The sequence below is a fragment of the Winogradskyella psychrotolerans genome (genome assembly GCF_018860545.1).
Taxonomy (GTDB): Bacteria; Bacteroidota; Bacteroidia; order Flavobacteriales; family Flavobacteriaceae; genus Winogradskyella; species Winogradskyella psychrotolerans_A.
In genome coordinates, this window is record NZ_JAHKPN010000044.1 from 88,333 (window position 1) to 105,162 (window position 16,830).

Annotated in this window: 17 protein-coding genes; 2 read left to right on the forward strand and 15 right to left on the reverse strand. The window is 32.0% G+C overall.

Annotated features, from left to right (window positions below; genetic code table 11):
• Positions 1 to 134 precede the first annotated feature (134 nt).
• Positions 135 to 1,046, reverse strand: coding sequence for a hypothetical protein (locus tag KO515_RS15050; protein WP_215937163.1), 912 nt, complete (start codon positions 1,044 to 1,046; stop codon positions 135 to 137).
• 85 nt (positions 1,047 to 1,131) lie between these two features.
• Complete coding sequence (locus KO515_RS15055) at positions 1,132 to 1,986, reverse strand: glycosyltransferase family 2 protein (RefSeq protein ID WP_215937164.1); 855 nt, start codon at positions 1,984 to 1,986, stop codon at positions 1,132 to 1,134.
• A 109-nt stretch (positions 1,987 to 2,095) separates the two neighbouring features.
• Here KO515_RS15055 and KO515_RS15060 point away from each other — a divergent pair, with 109 nt between their 5' ends.
• Entirely contained in the window at positions 2,096 to 2,989 is an 894-nt protein-coding gene (locus tag KO515_RS15060) for a sulfotransferase (protein WP_215937165.1), read from the forward strand.
• Positions 2,970 to 3,809 carry a sulfotransferase family 2 domain-containing protein gene (locus tag KO515_RS15065; protein WP_215937166.1) on the forward strand — a complete coding sequence of 280 codons (840 nt, stop codon included), beginning with the start codon at positions 2,970 to 2,972 and terminating at the stop codon, positions 3,807 to 3,809. The genes KO515_RS15060 and KO515_RS15065 overlap by 20 nt, the downstream gene beginning before the upstream one ends.
• Positions 3,810 to 3,991: 182 nt before the next feature.
• Here the strand turns inward: KO515_RS15065 and KO515_RS15070 are convergent, their stop codons facing one another.
• From KO515_RS15070 to KO515_RS15130, 13 genes are all read right to left on the reverse strand, one after another.
• Entirely contained in the window at positions 3,992 to 5,140 is a 1,149-nt protein-coding gene (locus tag KO515_RS15070) for a glycosyltransferase (protein ID WP_215937167.1), read from the reverse strand.
• Positions 5,137 to 6,210: a glycosyltransferase family 2 protein gene (locus tag KO515_RS15075; protein WP_215937168.1), complete on the reverse strand. Its 1,074-nt coding sequence runs from the start codon at positions 6,208 to 6,210 to the stop codon at positions 5,137 to 5,139. Before KO515_RS15075 ends, KO515_RS15070 begins: the two co-directional genes overlap by 4 nt.
• Before the next feature lie 128 nt (positions 6,211 to 6,338).
• Positions 6,339 to 7,445: a glycosyltransferase family 4 protein gene (locus tag KO515_RS15080; RefSeq protein WP_215937169.1), complete on the reverse strand. Its 1,107-nt coding sequence runs from the start codon at positions 7,443 to 7,445 to the stop codon at positions 6,339 to 6,341.
• 33 nt (positions 7,446 to 7,478) lie between these two features.
• A complete protein-coding gene (locus KO515_RS15085; protein ID WP_215937170.1) occupies positions 7,479 to 8,357 on the reverse strand; it encodes a glycosyltransferase family 2 protein in 879 nt (292 codons plus the stop codon).
• Positions 8,350 to 9,156 (reverse strand): sulfotransferase domain-containing protein, encoded by an 807-nt coding sequence (locus KO515_RS15090; RefSeq protein WP_215937171.1) that lies wholly within the window; start codon positions 9,154 to 9,156, stop codon positions 8,350 to 8,352. The genes KO515_RS15085 and KO515_RS15090 overlap by 8 nt, the downstream gene beginning before the upstream one ends.
• Positions 9,153 to 9,851 carry a WbqC family protein gene (locus tag KO515_RS15095; RefSeq protein WP_215937172.1) on the reverse strand — a complete coding sequence of 233 codons (699 nt, stop codon included), beginning with the start codon at positions 9,849 to 9,851 and terminating at the stop codon, positions 9,153 to 9,155. Before KO515_RS15095 ends, KO515_RS15090 begins: the two co-directional genes overlap by 4 nt.
• On the reverse strand, positions 9,848 to 10,921 hold the full coding sequence (locus tag KO515_RS15100; RefSeq protein WP_215937173.1) for a DegT/DnrJ/EryC1/StrS family aminotransferase: 1,074 nt from the start codon (positions 10,919 to 10,921) through the stop codon (positions 9,848 to 9,850). The genes KO515_RS15095 and KO515_RS15100 overlap by 4 nt, the downstream gene beginning before the upstream one ends.
• Complete coding sequence (locus KO515_RS15105; protein WP_215937174.1) at positions 10,914 to 11,549, reverse strand: sulfotransferase; 636 nt, start codon at positions 11,547 to 11,549, stop codon at positions 10,914 to 10,916. Before KO515_RS15105 ends, KO515_RS15100 begins: the two co-directional genes overlap by 8 nt.
• Positions 11,550 to 11,552: 3 nt before the next feature.
• Positions 11,553 to 12,782 (reverse strand): ABC transporter ATP-binding protein, encoded by a 1,230-nt coding sequence (locus KO515_RS15110; protein WP_215937175.1) that lies wholly within the window; start codon positions 12,780 to 12,782, stop codon positions 11,553 to 11,555.
• A gap of 77 nt (positions 12,783 to 12,859) precedes the next feature.
• Positions 12,860 to 13,705 carry an ABC transporter permease gene (locus KO515_RS15115; protein ID WP_215937176.1) on the reverse strand — a complete coding sequence of 282 codons (846 nt, stop codon included), beginning with the start codon at positions 13,703 to 13,705 and terminating at the stop codon, positions 12,860 to 12,862.
• A 204-nt stretch (positions 13,706 to 13,909) separates the two neighbouring features.
• Positions 13,910 to 14,887 carry an SDR family oxidoreductase gene (locus KO515_RS15120; RefSeq protein WP_215937177.1) on the reverse strand — a complete coding sequence of 326 codons (978 nt, stop codon included), beginning with the start codon at positions 14,885 to 14,887 and terminating at the stop codon, positions 13,910 to 13,912.
• Positions 14,887 to 16,182, reverse strand: a complete 1,296-nt coding sequence (locus tag KO515_RS15125; RefSeq protein ID WP_215937178.1) for a nucleotide sugar dehydrogenase — start codon at positions 16,180 to 16,182, stop codon at positions 14,887 to 14,889. Before KO515_RS15125 ends, KO515_RS15120 begins: the two co-directional genes overlap by 1 nt.
• Positions 16,179 to 16,769 (reverse strand): sugar transferase, encoded by a 591-nt coding sequence (locus KO515_RS15130; RefSeq protein ID WP_215937179.1) that lies wholly within the window; start codon positions 16,767 to 16,769, stop codon positions 16,179 to 16,181. Before KO515_RS15130 ends, KO515_RS15125 begins: the two co-directional genes overlap by 4 nt.
• Between the last annotated feature and the right edge of the window lie 61 nt (positions 16,770 to 16,830).

A 16,830-nucleotide genomic window follows, 5' to 3' on the forward strand; every position in this document is an offset into this window, starting at 1 on the left:
GCTTAGTAATGCCAACATTTTGATTGATACCACTCTCTTAATTAATTGGACCCCATATAAATCAAACTATAAAACATTTCATTTGGTAAAATTACTATTTAAATAAACACCTTACCAAATCATGGGTTAAAACATTAATCAAACGCCTTATTAGTAATACCAAAGTATTTAAAAATTTCATCCATTTGTCTGTCATTATCGGCTTCAAACACATTAGAGGAAAATAAACTTTCTTTTTGAGAATCTGGTATCTCTATAAATTGCCGAACGTAAAAATTGGTAAATGCAACTGATACATTATTTGCAAGTTGACCAGATTTTAACCATATATCATCATTTCTACAATTCGTTTTCTTAATGCCTTCAATATCATAAAATGAATTTTGAAAAAAACGAGGTTGATATAATACACCGCCAGCACCTGTTGAAAATATTCTTTTAGAAGGGTTATCTCCGTCAACTTTATTTATTTTCCATTCTCTATAAGGCTTAAACCCATCAGCTCCAACTTCCATATAACGAACGCGATTAGCAACGACGCAATTCGGGTATTTTTGGTGGGTATCTAGTAACACTTCAAGAAAGTTTCTAGGGTATATAATATCATCGTCAACGGTTACAATTAGATTTTCAGAATATTCTTGGAAGGAAAAAAAATACTTTTTATGTGCTTTTATATCTTCGCAAAAATCAATTTTTAAACCTAAAGGTTTTAATTCTAACAACTTATTTGGCAGTCCTTGTTCTCCCAAAGGAAATTGCTCGTTAGCTAACCACAATACAACTTGTTTAGGCTTTTTAGTTTGGTTTAAAACACTTCTTATGGCCAAATGAACCACATCTATACGAGCCGGAAAAGAAGTTAAACTTACTACAATATTACTGCTAGCATCCACTCTTAAGTTACTTGTTGCAAGGTTCTTATAATGCTCAACTAATTGACTTTTCAAGAATTTGTAGAGTTGCCAATGCAACCACTTATGTAACGAATTTCGCTGCCTATTTTTTTTATGCGTTAGAAAGTAGTTGTATAGAGAATGAAGCATAATGTATTTTTAACTTTTATTTTGGCGATTAGTAATGGGGATAAAACTACTTTATTAATTTGTAAACTCTTACACATTAATAGAGTTATATTAACTTCTTAAATTTATAAACCATAAATAATTTAATGTAATTAATTGAAAATTTTTGTCGCTTTGTAACTCTATCTCTTACACGGTTAAAAAATCGGGTGTAATAGACTTTAACAAAAGGCTTTATTCTTATTGGCTCAATAGTTTTTGCATTTTGAATAAATTGATAATGCTCTTTTAAATATTGACTATAATACGGTAAACTTCTCCCTTCAAGTTTAGAGGTATTAGATTCACTTTGTCTAAAGTAACTCGTGGTGTTTTTATTATATATTATTTTTGAATTTCGAAAAAATTCATAGTAAAATACCCGATCACCAATAATATTAAAACCTGTATAAAAATTATTCTTTTTGGTTTCAAATTCCGACGCTTTAAAAAGGACACTACTCACATTTAAAATGGGACAATAAAGTATACTATCTTTTTGCTTATCAGAATCAAAAATAGGATGCCGTACTTCATTTATACTTGTCCCTTTTAAATAAGCCATTGTTTTGGCCACTGCCACATCAGCGCTTTGCAATACTTCTATTTGTGTTTCTAAAAAGTTCAAATCACAAAAATCATCACTTTCTGCAATCCAAATTAAATCACCTTTAGCTAACTCCAAGCCCTTTTGCCATTGTATAAAAGGTGAGCCACTATTTTTTTTGTTAGATATCAAATGAGCTACTTTAGGGTGAGTTTCATAAGGTTTTAAAATTTCTAGACTCTCATCTGTAGAACAATCATCTAGAATAATGACTTCAAAACTTTGATAAGTTTGGTTAAAAATACTATTTAACCTCTCCTCTAAGTAGGCTTCATGGTTGTAATTAGGAAGTATAACAGAAACGAATTTTTCCATAGCAGTCAAACTTATAAAAAAAAATAAGAGTTTGTATTTTAATTTTGAGGTTATTGAAAAATTCTTTTCATGAAAAAATATTACTTTAGCCCATGTACAATATAATTCAATGAAGAAAGGAATTCTCATTACGGGAGCACATCGTTCAGGGTCGACTTGGACAGGTAAAGTTATTAGCAAATCTGAACAGGTAAGATACGTACAAGAACCTTTTAATATTGCTATAAAGAAATATAAGGCACCACTTAAATATTGGTTTGAGTATATTCATCGCAATCAAAACAAAGTTTACCAAGATAAAATAAGAACCTATATAAATGGGTTTCTAGATCCCTTTGCCTTTAAAATTTTCACAAAAGACAACGATAAATCTCTGCTAAAAAACACTTACACCCAACTATTAGAGTTTAATAGAAAAGCTACTAAACGCAGCCTTTTAAAAGACCCTATCGCTCTTTTATCGGCAGAATGGCTTTACCAATCCTTTAACCTCGATGTTGTTATATTAATTAGACATCCGGCGGCCTTTATTGCAAGTATAAAAGTAAAGGAATGGGAATTTGACTTTAATAATTTTTTAAATCAACCTGAATTAATGAATTCTCTGCTTAAACCATACAGAGAACCCATTGCTTTATACGCCAACAACAAACATAGCATTGTAGATCAAGGCATATTATTGTGGACCATTTTATACCATGTGGTTTTACACTATCAAAAAAGCTATTCTGACAAATGGTATTTTGTAAAACACGAAGACCTTTCTAAAAGCCCAATAAAAGAGTTTGAACATATATTCAAATTTTTAAATGTACCCTTCGATCAAAATGTGCAGCAATACCTATTAAAAACAACAACATCTAAAACCAGTACTGAACTAAATAGAGATTCTAAATCGAATATTCAATCATGGAAAAATCGATTAAATAAAAGTGAAATAGACCATATTAAACAAGGTACTTTTGAGGTTTGGAAGCATTTTTATGAAGAAAACGATTGGTAGTTATTTAAATATGAGAGCACCTAATAAAGAGAATTTAATTTTTTTACACCTTCCTAAAAATGGAGGAATGACTTTTAACCGGTTATTAGATCGACTGTATTCTAAAGATAGGGTATTTCAAATTAGAGTCAAGAGCAATTCTGAATTAACTACTCAAGAATTCATTGACCTACCAGAATGCGAGCGTGCTAAAATTGACGTTCTTAAAGGCCACATGTATTACGGATTACATAAACATATGACGGGTGATTCTAAATACATTACTTTTTTAAGACATCCTGAAAAAAGGCTTTTATCATTTTATAACTTTGTAAAAGCTCGCCCAAGCCATAGGTTATATAATACAATTACTAAAAACAACATGTCTTTTCATGATTTTGTTGAAAATATTGAAGCATCTGATGTTAATAATGCACAAGTACGGCTAATTAGTGGCTTAAAACATGGAGATCCAAATACAATGTTAGAAACTGCCATGCTAAACATCAATGAGCACTTTTCTTTTGTAGGCCTACAAGAGAATTACAATGAATCTCTTGTGTTGTTAAAAATTAAATATGGCTGGGGTATTCCCTATTATCATTATAAAAATAAGACAAAAAGTGAGCACGCTGTAAAAACCATTAATGAAAAAACTAGAGCTTTAATAGCCACTAAAAATGCAGCCGACATTGCATTATATAACTATTATAAAAAGGAACTCACTGAAAAACTAAAATCTGAAAAATCCCTTAAGAAAGAACTTTTAAAATTAAATTTCGCGAATAAACTGACCCAATCGGTTTGGGGAAGGCGTGCTTTAAAATTGTTAAAAGTATAACAACAGCAATTTCAATTAGGCCTTTAAGGAATAATATTTATTTAATAAATTATAGCTATAGTGTAGACCTGCTCCTTTTTCACGCTCAATAACAGATAATTCTTCATTAATTTCAGCTGTATCATATCCATATTAACCATTCTAACCTCTCGCTTACCTATGTGACGTTACTTATGCTTCACTTAAGATTCGTTATTAATCAAACTCAATATTATATTATAAAATTTTACACTTTGTTTTTCGGGAGTAAATTCTTGAAAAACATCTTTCATTTTTTTACCAACTTCAATTTTGAACTGGGTGTTTTCGTAATATTTAATCACTAACTCTCCCATTTGAATTATATCCATGTAAGGCACTATAGTCCCTTCTATAGTTTCTAAAACCTCTTCTGTACCTGTAGCACCTTTAAAACATATAATTGGTTTTCCTAACATCCCTACTTCGATACAAACTAATGGAAAAGGATCCTCTTTTGAAGTCATTAAAAAAATATCAAAATTAGAATAATAATCGTGTGGATTTTCCTTGGCACCAACGAACTCTACTTTATTAGTTAGATTTAATTTTTTCAAATCCTCTTCAAAAATTAATCGATTAAAACTAGAAATTCTTCCAACCCATTGAAATTGAATAGTAGCTTCCGGCATTTTTTCGAAAACATATTTAGCTACCATTAAAAAAAAATCAGGTCCTTTACGCCAACTTGCAATTCCTGAAGCCCCTACAATAAATTCTCTTATTTTTTTATTGACGGCATTAGGCGTCGCACTAGGCATCGTAGAATGTTCATAAACTACACTAATATCATTATTCTTAAATCCCCAATTAGATATTAAATTATCCTTGACTCTATATGATGCAGCAATAATGTGATCAATACTTGATGAAAAAAAACTGAAATTTGGGCAATATCTTTGAAGGACAATATTTAATTCATGGATATGCACTAATAATTGTAAATTATTTAAACTATTTTTTTTTATATAATAGCCAGCAGGCAGACTTAATATACTATTAGCATATATCAAGCTGTAATTATTTTTAGAAATTGACTTAAGATCACTTTCTGGATATAATAACCCTGTAATACTTCCTTCTTCCTGAAACCAATTTATATACCGTTTAGTTTTTACGAAAAGATTATCTTTTTTTATCTTGTAAAAATGTTGATCACTAATAATTGAAAATTCATCTAGTAAATCCCCGTTTTGTAAACTTAAAACATCAAATCTTACATTTTTTGATTTTAACCATTTTAAAAAATGCAGCAACATTATTGGTGCTCCTGTTCTTGATGCAGAATGGTTGATAAATAAAATTTTTTTCATATAAATTGAGAGGGAAATTTAGAGGTATTAGATTTTATTTTATACCAACTTCTATTCTTATAGTTTTCAACAGCAAAGCGTTTGTTAAAATAAATCATTTTAAGTGTTAATATAAACCTGAATACGATACGATTAAGTATTTTATTTTGACGCTTTCTAAAAAACAATAATAAATTCCAAAACCAAAAATCTATTTTTGGTACAAGGTATAAAATGTTCTGAATATTCTTCCATAAATCTTGTTCAAAACTGGTTATTGGGAGTTTGGAAATGACAAAATAAAACAACTTAAATAATAATAGTTGCACCTCTTTTTCATCAAATACCGAATGTTGTTTTATCTCACTCAACATAATAAAAATCAAATCCAATCTTTTTTCTATTACTGAGATAGAATTATTTTTATTTATAGTTTCATTCTTATGAAATCGTTGAAGGGCAGCGCATGATTCATCTGGAAATTTCACGTAATTGGTACTAATTAAAAGCACACGAATATGAAATTCCCAATCTTGCCAAGATGGAACACCTTCTGTATAAAAAAGATTTTTATCAATTAAAAATGTTCTGTTCCACAAGGGGCCAGACGTATGCCAAACCGGACTTAAATTTAAAAAGCTCTTGAAATCGGCTGTATTAGGTTGGGTTAAATCATTCCATAAACAATCTTTATTTTCAATCGTGTCATAAAAGCGAATGGTCTGAAAGACACAGAAATCGTACCCCTTGTTATTTAATGCCAATTGGACTCGTTGGTTTAACATGTTAATCGGCATTAGATCATCAGAGTCAAAAAACATCACGTAATCGCCTTTAGATTGCTTTAAACCAATATTACGACATGAGGGAGCTCCCTTTATGCTCTCTGAAGGTCTTTTTGTATAAACAAACCTCTCATCGTTTTTTACATATGTATTAATTACGGTTGCTGTTGCATCTGTACTCCCATCATCTACAACAATACACTCCCAATTCGCATACGTTTGAGATACGATAGAATTTAAGGTCTCACCAATTAAATTGGCACGATTATACACTGGTATTATAATAGAAATAAGGGGAGTCGTCATCAACACATTTCTTAAATTATAAATCTAGTATTCTTTTTTTTTTAAATTAGACAACATCGACTTTTAAATCACTTTAAAAAAAAGGTATGGTTAAAGTGAATAAAAATCTCGAAGTTAGATGTTATTATTTAGTTCTCCAGACTAACCTCTTCTAAAATGTCTTGAAGCCCCTGAATATGTCTCTGCATACTATAATATTTTAAAATATGCGCTTTACCAGCATCACCTAATTGCTTAGCGTAATCCCTATCATCTAAAAGTTTAATCATATGGTTTGTCATACTGTTTACATCATGTTCTTCACTCAACAATCCTGTTTTTTTGTGGATAATAACATCAGGTATTCCTGCATGGTTGGTAGAAATCACAGGCAATCCAGCAACACTAGCTTCTAAAACAGCCAAAGGCGTACCTTCCATATCTCCGTTCGCCGCAGTAATAGAATGTTGCACAAAGGCTAAAGCATCTCCTAATAGCCTTCTGTATTCGTCTGGTGTTACCACCCCTAAAAATTCTACCTGATTTTCCAGTTGATACTGACGAACTATATTCTGGCACACATTCATTAACTCCCCGTCCCCTGCCAGCAGTAATTTTGCATCAGGATGCTTACTAAGCACTGCCTTAAAAGCCATAATTGTGTAATAAGGGGCCTTTTTATCAGTAAACCTCCCAATCCCAATAAATTGTTTTTTTGAAAAAGATGCTTGTACTTTTTGAAATTCTACTTGTGGGCCATAGACATTATATATAAGCTTTTCTTTAGGGCATCCAAGATCTAATAACATTTGTTCCATTTTTTTTGAAACTGCTATGATTTTTGTGGCATGTCCGAATACATCTTTATAGTTATTACATTTTTTCACCACGTCATGTACGCTAGCATCAAATCCATGAAAGTGCACCACAATTGGCAAATTACTCAATTTTAAAAAATTTAATAAATGATAGGCATGCGTTCCATATTCTACCAAAATCACATCTATAGCTTGCTTTTTCAAGGAAGCCAAAATAGATTGCTCGTTAATATACTTAAAAGAGTAATTATTTAGTTTACGAATCAAACGATGGCGCCATGCTTCCGTCTTTGATATTAAATACCCAGAACCCTCTAGCTTAATACGTCCGTATGGACCATAATAATAGAACACATCGTCTTTTAAATAGGTTTTATGAGCCTGAATAAAAGTTTCAGAATAAGGATTTTGACTAGGTGAAAAAATAGCAATGTTCATTTATTATTAGTATTCTTTTATTTTAATACACAATTATTGTTTGAACATGCATCTTAAACGCTTTTTCAATCTATAATACAAAGACTTTTCTTTAGTTAATCTTTTTAATTGTGCTTCATGAATATTGATTATTTTAAATATTCGATTTCTATCTCTATCCTTTAAAAAATCATTAAGATGTTTAAACAGTTTAATACGATTATTATGATAATCAATTGGTTTAACGTTATTCGTAATGCCTGTTGCATTTTTTCTATACACACTCATAACATCATCGATTCTAAATAAATTACCTGTAGAAGCCAAAATTGTAAACAATGCCATATCAACACTTTGAACTGACTTAAACCAGCTAGGAATAATTAGATTAGTTCTTCTAAATAGAAATGAACTTGTATGAAATAACGCTGTTATCGATAAAGTGTCTTCCAGTTTAAAAATTTGTTTGTCATAAACTCTCCAAGGCTTTAGTTCTGAATTTATATGATTTTCATTAATCATTAAAGTATCATGAAAATTTCCAGAAAAATCACTATTCCCTTCCAAAAAATCAACCTGTTTCTGTAACTTTAAAGGGTCCGTCCAATAATCATCCCCTTCACATAATGCTATATATTTTCCTTGACAGGCTTTTAAATTTTCCATAAAATTAAACCGCCCAGTCGGCTTACCGTTGATTTTAATGACATCCTTTCTAGAGCGTAAAAACAATCTAATTTTATCTGGAAAACGTTCTGCATAATTTTTACAAATAGCTCTAGTTCCGTCAGAACTATCATCTTCCCCTAAAATAATTTCGAAAGGAAACGTAGTTTTTTGCATTAAAATTCCATCTAAACATTGTTTAATATAACTAGCATGATTATAGGTTACCACGCTTACACTAACAAGTGGTTTTGTTTGCTTATTCATATAAAAAGCGCTCTAAATTTGTCCCTTTCAAATTTTGAATAATTTCATCTTGGATATCTATGGCTATATCATTTTTATAAGCTTCATCATTAATTTTAACTCTAAAAACACTATTTGGGTGATCAACTTGTATCGTTTTACTTTCATTAATAAAATTTTCACATTGTTGCCCAAATGTAATTTCTGCAAAGTCATATAACGCTTTCGACACCTCTAATGTATTATTAAGCATCGACTTATATGTCACCAATTTCACCCGCTGTGGATACGTTTTTTCTAATGCTAAAAACATTTTTGTAACTTCCTTCCATTTATCGAAGCCAAAATAATCAGCCCTATTCGTATTTTTTAGTTGTGCTAATTTCCATTCTTTAGTAAAATCCCAAGATGGATCAAATTCTCTTGGTGCATTTTTCCAAGAACTTAATACAGACAATGGGTTTCTAATCACTAAAATTAGTTTTACTTGATTATTGTTCTTCATTAAATTAGGTAGAATATAATGGTAACGCACATGCTTAAAAACCAAATGCTGTTGTTGTGCTAATTTTTGAAATTTAGGATAACCTTTAAGTAAGTCAGTATCCCGCATATTAATAAAATCGTCATCACTGTTATAAATAGCTTTAAAAAACTCTGTGATTTCTTTAGCTGAAGAAAATTCATTAAGGTCCTCTTTGAAAGCATATGAAAACAAAGGTTGAAACTTCAATCTTACTTCTGGAGACGCATTAAAAATTTGAGCTAGCCACGATGTTCCAGATCTTGGTACGCCATGAATGCCTGTTATTGTTTTCATTGATAATTAACTTTTTCTATAAATGACTGTACTTTTTCAACCTCATTGAACATTAACACATCTATAACGGATAAATTTTCTACAAATTGAAAATTAAATTGTTTATAATTAATTTCAAGGCTTTTTAATGTCCTTTTTTTAGCTTTAATGGGCTCCCAATTTTTATATAATTCTTTTGAACCCGGTGGTAATATAATTTCACTGGCCTTATATGTATTTAAAATATGTTCAAGTTTTTCAACCTTATCGTTAATTTCATTTAATCCTTCAATTTCTGAACTAAATAAAAATTGATTCTGCATCCCTAAATAATTACATATCATAATAACGGATTCAGCTGAGAAATCACTGATTTTATCGTACTTTTTATTTTCTAAAAATTGCTCTAAAATCATGTAAATATCAGAAAAAAATGGAGCTTTAGAATAAGTAAATTTAATTTGTTTTAGAAACTTAACTTTCCACTTGCCATAATCACTTATCACAACCTCATTTATTTTCGTCCCCAAACTACTTTTTTTTACAGGAACTGTAAAATACTGTTTGCCATCACCTGACAATAGGTTATTTCTATTTATATAACCTCTTTGAATGTAATCTACATTATCGTAAAAAACAAATATATCACTAGCATTAACCATCTGAAAATATCCTATATAAGGAAATATGTATGGTTGCATAACCGCTATTTTCATATGTTTTCTTTTATAGATTTAACAATATATTGTATGCTCTCTATATCTAAATCATGAAAGAGTGGTAAACATAAAACACGTTTTGATATGGCAGCCGAATGAGGTAAATTAACAGCCTGTACATAAGGTAAGGTCTCTAGACTTGGATAAAAATAGCGTCTAGGAAAAATAGCTTTATCATTTAGAACCGCTATAACTTTTAAGAGTTGTGTTTCCGTTTCAAAAATTATTGGGTAATAACAATAATTCCATTGTGTTTCCGAACGAATTACTAATTGCTTAATGGCTGAAACTTCTTCAAATAATTGATCATAGGCATTTACAATTTTTCGACGCTTATCTATAATGTCATCCATATAAGGCAATACGGCTAATCCCATAGCAGCCTGTGGCTCGCTCATCTTGGCATTAATCCCTAAACTTTGAAAAGCTTCAGGACCATCGTGTCCAAAATTATGATGAGAAAATATAGCATCGTAATAGTCTGGTTTACAAAATACCGCTCCACCTTCACCGGTATGAAATAGTTTAGTTGCATGAAAACTACAGGTACTGACATCTCCATAATTAAAAATAGACTCTCCTTTATATGTGACACCAAAACAATGTGCCGCATCGTAGATGACTTTTAAATGATAGCGCTTTGCTATAGCGGCTATAGCTTCAACATTACAAGGATTACCAAAAACATGAGTTGCAAGAATAGCGGTAGTTTTAGGGGTTATTGCGACCTCTATTTTAGTTTCGTCAATGGTTAAAAAATCAGGGGCAATGTCTACAAAAACTGGCGTACAGCCTTCCCATACTATACTACTCGTGGTGGCCACATAACTAAAAGGTGTGGTTATAATTTCCCCATGAAGCTTTAATGCTTTAATGGCTATTTGTAATGGCAAAGTCCCATTGGTCATAGCAATAATATGCGGAGTATCTAAATAGGCTGATATTTTAGTTTCCAATTCTTTTACCAGTACTCCTCTATTAGTCATCCACCCTGTATCCCAAGCTTTTTTTAAAATAGCTTGATATTCGGTTTGTGGTGGTAAAAATGTTTTTGTAACGTTAATCATTATTGGTCTGATTCAAATGAGGAAACTCTTCATGTAGTGCATCTTTTTGTAAAAATTCAGCTAATAACTTATAACTTTCTTTTTGGGATACATCTAGGCAAATAAAGTTTGGTTTATCTTTAAAAAAATGAAGAACATCTTCATTATGTCTTCTATAATTAGCAATAAATAGGTCTTTATTATAGATATCATCTTCTGGAGTTTTCCATACCGCTCTGTTAGCTTCCCAAATAAATCCTGGATATCTATAGTTTGCGTTTATTAAATCCTCTTTTACAGGAATTCTTTCTCCTTCAGTAAACAATTTGGAATGAAATGATGTAATCGATCGGTACCAATCTTCCTCATTTCTAACCGTGAGGATAAATTTAGCGTTTGGATACGTTTTATATAAAAATAACCAAGTATAAGGCCATGAAAATGGAACATCCTGAAATGCCTCGGCGCTTTTACAAAATTTCACAATTTTATCCCAATCATGTTCTCGATAAGCTGATATAAGCATCTCACCTTCCATCTGATTACCCATCTTAAAACCAAATTCCTTCAATACTTTCTCCAAACTCGTTGTACCAGTTTTATTACGACCAATACAGAACACCTTATCATTTTTATTTCTTAAAAACATATATTAGCAATTTTCGTAGGTCGCTTTTAAAAGTAACGGTGGCCAAATATCTTTTGAATGAATGACTTGGAATTTTAGGGCATCGTTAATCCTTAAGATTGGCTCATTTGAGGCGTCATCAGTAGCAGAGACATTCAACGAGTACAGGCCTTTAGATAGTTGTAGCCCTTTATGAGTTACTATAAAAGACAATACATTATCCTCTTTAAAAAATAATTTATCCGTTTGTTTCCTTTGTTCAAATGCTGCCACAGGTCGTTGCTCTTTATCAAAAATTGTAATAAAGAAATTAGGGACCTCCCTATTTAGTAAAGACTCAAACTCAAGTTTTATTTTAAAATTATCCATCCAAGAAACTTGAGGTAACCCCTCTTCCTCTTGAACGCCTAATAGTGTTATAGTTTTTAATTGTAATGATCCATCTGTAAATACAACGTTTGAACTATTACCTGCAAATCGAGAATAATACAAATCTATACCCTTACTCACATCATTTCCTTGAAATTGAGCACAACCATGTTCCATTAAAATAATCTGAGAACAGATCCGCGACACCATCGGCATATTATGAGATACAAAAATCACAGCCGTATGCGGTAAAATAGTATCGATAGTTTTAAAGCATTTTAAAATAAACCCTAAATCTCCAACAGCCAATACCTCATCTATTATCAACACATCGGGTTCCATCTGTGCCGCAACAGCAAAACCCAAACGCACCTTCATTCCAGAACTGTAATGTTGTACAGGCATGTCTATAAACTCTTCGAGCTCTGCAAAGGCGATAATGTCATCTAATTTACTTTTAATCTCTTTGCGGCTAAAGCCTAAAATAGCACCATTGTTATAAATGTTTTCACGTCCGGTAAGAATAGGATTAAAACCTGCTCCTAATTCTATAAGCGCCCCAACACGGCCTTTAATGGTGACTTTTCCTGCGTCAGGATTGATTAAACCATTGAGTATTTTGAGCAAGGTACTTTTACCTGCCCCATTATGGCCTATTAAACCTAAACATTCACCACGGCGAAGTTCAAAATTAATATCCTTAACCGCCCAAAATTCTTTAGGGCGCAAAAGGCGTTCTAGACTAGAACCGCTAACACCACTTACTAAATCTTTAACTCCATACCATAAACTTGTTTTAAGATCTTTGCAAAACTTTTTGCTTAATCCCTCAACTTTTACAAGTACTTCATTATCTGAAGATGATATTACACGCTTATCTGACATCTAATTTTATAAAATCGTTATTCCCAAAAATTATAATACAATAAAAAACACCCTATTCCCTAATTGCTTTAAACCTACTACGCACTCAAACGTTCCACAATTATAGGAATAGATATCCTATAAATAATTAACCCTAAAAATAAAAAGGGGATACAGACCGCTAATACCACTGAAAAATAACCGAGATATTCGGGGGTGAATCCCACTACCAAATCACGAGCAGTTAATACAATTGGAGTTATAGGGTTCCAAAGCATAATACTCTTCATTATACCTGTACTCGGAATCGCATAAACCACGGGTGTAACATACATTAAAAACTGCATACCGAACGTGATAATTTTACTAATATCCTTATATAACAAACCGATTGGAGTTAAAAATAAACCAACAGTAGTTCCAAAAATAATGGCACCAATAATAGCGAAAGGAAACAAAAACAAACTGGTGTTAAAACCAACACCGTACAAAAACACGAAGGATACTAAAATAAGGATCTTGACAAAACTATCAAATAACAATTTATAAACTCCCGAAAGTAATAAGGCTTCTTTTGGAAAATTTATTTTGGTCAAAATACCCTTAGCAGCTTGCGTACTTTGCATTGGTGAATTTATGGAAGCTACAATAATAGACCAAATTAACGTACCTGTAAAAGCATACACAGGGTAAGGGACACCTGTATTAGATAGCTTAACCGTACCACTGCTATTTAAAAAAATCCAAACGGCAGCTGTCGTCAATGGCATAATAAACGCCCAAAGAATCCCTAAATAAGATTGGCGGTACATTGCTTTTATGTCACGTTCTGCCAATTGCCGTGCTAAAAAACGTGAATGATACATATCAGACAAACTCGCTTTTAAAAGCTTGCCAAATTTTATGGTACGTTCCTTCTGGTAAACACGAGTTTCTAAAGCCATAGTTAATTACTGAAATTGAGGAAAATGGTTCCTTTTTTCAACAGGCTAATATACTAATTACATAAGGAAACGAAAACATAAGTAATAGAATTAATAACGACTTTTAAATAGCAATCCGACATTCTTATTGGTACAGTAGCCTTAGATCACTGCATTTGTAACTTAGTAAAGTAATCAAGAAATCTATTCTACAACAACTCACAACTAACTAAAACTATCCCAAGTAATCTTCAACCCTTCTCTAACCGTATATTGTGGCTTATAACCCAATAAATTTTCTGCCTTAGAAATATCAGCTAATGAGTCTCTTACATCACCTTGTCGATTAGGCCCGTAAATAGCTTTTAAATCAGAGTCAGCTGCAATACGTAAGGATTCCCATAGATAATTTATGGTGATACGTTCTCCACATGCCACATTGAAAACTTCATTTTTAGCATCTTTAGAAGCAAAAAAACCTTTAACATTAGCTTGTACCACATTATCTATAAAGGTAAAATCACGAGTTTGTTCTCCATCTCCATTAATCTTCGAAGGCTCATTATCTTTAAGCGCTTGCATAAATAACGGAATTACAGCCGCATAAGCTCCATCTGGACTTTGCTTAGGCCCAAACACATTAAAATAGCGTAAGCCAATAACATCAGTATCATACGTAGTTCCAAAGACATCAGCATATAATTCGTTAACGTATTTAGTAACGGCATAAGGCGACAACGGTTTTCCAATAGTATCTTCCACTTTGGGTAAAGCTTTACTATCACCATAAGTAGAACTCGAGGCAGCGTACACCATGCGTTTTACAGTTGAACTATCTTTTAATGCAATCATCATATTTAAAAACCCAGAAATATTAACTTCATTGGTTGTCGCTGGATCATTAATAGAACGTGGCACCGAGCCTAAAGCGGCTTGATGCGACACATAATCCATACCATCCATCGCTTTTTTACAGGTTTCCAAATCCCGAATATCTCCTTCTATCAATTCGAAGGCAGGATGATTCATAAATTCAATTAAGTTTTCGCGATGACCATTAGAAAAGTTATCTAAAACGCGAACTTTCTTAGCTTTATATTTTAATAAGTATTCGGTGAGATTAGAACCGATAAAGCCTCCACCTCCAGTAATTAAAAAACTTAACTCAGAAAGGTCTATGGTATGATGTGGATTGTTGTACATTATAATCTAGCGTCTATGGTATCTATAGGAAGTAAGGATTTTACATCAAAAACAACACCTGTTTGTGATTTTAATTTTGTTATATCTAGTTTCAAAAATTCATTATGAGAAACCGCTAAGATAACAGCTTCATAATCTGAGCTTAATTCTGCAAAATCTGTAATTAAGTCAAAACCATACTCATGCTTAACCTCCTCAACTGAAGCCCATGGATCATACACATCAACATTAACATCGTATGTTTCTAATTCTTCAATAATATCAATAACTCTAGAGTTTCTAATGTCTGGGCAATTTTCTTTAAATGTAACCCCTAACACAAGAGCCTTTGAGCCTTTAATGGTCGCCCCTTTTTTAATCATCATTTTCACAGTTTCGGTAGCTACATAGCCACCCATACTGTCATTCATCTTGCGACCTGCTAAAATAATTTCAGGATTATACCCCGACTCTATAGCTTTTTGAGCTAAATAATAAGGGTCAACTCCTATACAGTGCCCTCCTACTAAACCTGGAGAAAACTTTAAGAAATTCCATTTGGTTCCTGCGGCTTCTAAAACAGCTTTAGTATCAATATCTAAAAGTCTAAATATTTTAGACAATTCATTTACAAAAGCAATATTGATATCACGTTGCGAATTCTCTATCACTTTAGCCGCTTCTGCCACTTTTATGGAAGGTGCCATATGTGTTCCTGCAACGATAACTTTTTTATAAAGGTTATCAACTTTTATAGCTATTTCAGGTGTAGAACCAGAGGTTACTTTTAATATTTTTGTAACTGTATGCTCCTTATCACCCGGATTTATACGTTCTGGAGAATAACCCGCATAAAAATCTTGGTTATAAACCAGACCAGAAGTTTTCTCTAATACAGGAATGCAAATACCTTCTGTTGCTCCTGGATATACCGTAGACTCATATACCACAATATCATTTTTAGATAACACTTTACCTACAGTTTCACTAGCTTTAATTAAAGGAGTAAATACAGGTTTATTTAAGGCATCTGTCGGTGTTGGAACTGTGACTATATAATAATTAGTAGCAATCAAGGCGTTAATATCATCCGTTATAAGTAAACCTTTACTGGCATTTATATCTGAAGTTAAAACCGATTTCAAATGATCATTCTCTACTTCTAAAGTTTTATCTAATCCTGTATTTAATTCGCTGATGCGCTGCTTATTAATATCAAAACCAACAACTAAAAACTGTTTTGCAAACTCTACAGCAAGTGGCAAACCTACATAACCTAATCCTATAATGGCGATTTTATCCTCTGAATGATTCATTTGTTTAAAATAGATTTTACAATGAGAGTCAAATCTAAGTAAAAACTGTAATTTTGAACGTATTTTTTATTAATTTTCACTTTATCGACCCAAATCACCGTTCTATTGTAATGTTCTGGATCGTTTTGACAATTTAAGTCCTCTTCTTCACGCTTATATTTTAAAGTAGCTGGTCCAGTAATACCTGGTTTGACTTTTAAAATGATGCGATCCTCCCCCGTTAAGACATCTGCAAAGCCTGGCAGATCAGGCCTTGGACCAACGAGACTCATATTTCCAATGAGTACATTATATAATTGAGGTAACTCATTTAGCTTACTACGTCTTAAAAATCGACCAATGGAAGTCGCATAACTATTCATTTGACCTAAATAATGTTCTCCTCCAACTAAAGTTCTAATTTTATAAATCTTGAAAAGTTTTCCATACTGCCCAACACGAAGTTGAGAATAAATCCCCCATGTTTTAGTATCTATAGTAGCAACGAAAACTAACAATAGAATAGGAAAAATAAGTAGAGGTAAAAAAAGTATAGCAATGACAACATCAAAAATACGCTTAACCCAAAGCTGACTTTTACTAATCATAAGTATAAAGTTAAAAAAACATCCATTTTTTTAAAGATCCGTCCTGACTTCAAGAGAAAAT

Excerpts from the sequence above, each read along its gene's own strand:
- KO515_RS15050 (WP_215937163.1), bottom strand. The coding sequence starts at position 1,046 with ATGCTTCATTCTCTATACAACTACTTTCTAACGCATAAAAAAAATAGG.
- KO515_RS15055 (WP_215937164.1), bottom strand. The coding sequence starts at position 1,986 with ATGGAAAAATTCGTTTCTGTTATACTTCCTAATTACAACCATGAAGCC.
- KO515_RS15060 (WP_215937165.1), top strand. The coding sequence starts at position 2,096 with ATGAAGAAAGGAATTCTCATTACGGGAGCACATCGTTCAGGGTCGACT.
- KO515_RS15065 (WP_215937166.1), top strand. The coding sequence starts at position 2,970 with ATGAAGAAAACGATTGGTAGTTATTTAAATATGAGAGCACCTAATAAA.
- KO515_RS15070 (WP_215937167.1), bottom strand. The coding sequence starts at position 5,140 with ATGAAAAAAATTTTATTTATCAACCATTCTGCATCAAGAACAGGAGCA.
- KO515_RS15075 (WP_215937168.1), bottom strand. The coding sequence starts at position 6,210 with ATGACGACTCCCCTTATTTCTATTATAATACCAGTGTATAATCGTGCC.
- KO515_RS15080 (WP_215937169.1), bottom strand. The coding sequence starts at position 7,445 with ATGAACATTGCTATTTTTTCACCTAGTCAAAATCCTTATTCTGAAACT.
- KO515_RS15085 (WP_215937170.1), bottom strand. The coding sequence starts at position 8,357 with ATGAATAAGCAAACAAAACCACTTGTTAGTGTAAGCGTGGTAACCTAT.
- KO515_RS15090 (WP_215937171.1), bottom strand. The coding sequence starts at position 9,156 with ATGAAAACAATAACAGGCATTCATGGCGTACCAAGATCTGGAACATCG.
- KO515_RS15095 (WP_215937172.1), bottom strand. The coding sequence starts at position 9,851 with ATGAAAATAGCGGTTATGCAACCATACATATTTCCTTATATAGGATAT.
- KO515_RS15100 (WP_215937173.1), bottom strand. The coding sequence starts at position 10,921 with ATGATTAACGTTACAAAAACATTTTTACCACCACAAACCGAATATCAA.
- KO515_RS15105 (WP_215937174.1), bottom strand. The coding sequence starts at position 11,549 with ATGTTTTTAAGAAATAAAAATGATAAGGTGTTCTGTATTGGTCGTAAT.
- KO515_RS15110 (WP_215937175.1), bottom strand. The coding sequence starts at position 12,782 with ATGTCAGATAAGCGTGTAATATCATCTTCAGATAATGAAGTACTTGTA.
- KO515_RS15115 (WP_215937176.1), bottom strand. The coding sequence starts at position 13,705 with ATGGCTTTAGAAACTCGTGTTTACCAGAAGGAACGTACCATAAAATTT.
- KO515_RS15120 (WP_215937177.1), bottom strand. The coding sequence starts at position 14,887 with ATGTACAACAATCCACATCATACCATAGACCTTTCTGAGTTAAGTTTT.
- KO515_RS15125 (WP_215937178.1), bottom strand. The coding sequence starts at position 16,182 with ATGAATCATTCAGAGGATAAAATCGCCATTATAGGATTAGGTTATGTA.
- KO515_RS15130 (WP_215937179.1), bottom strand. The coding sequence starts at position 16,769 with ATGATTAGTAAAAGTCAGCTTTGGGTTAAGCGTATTTTTGATGTTGTC.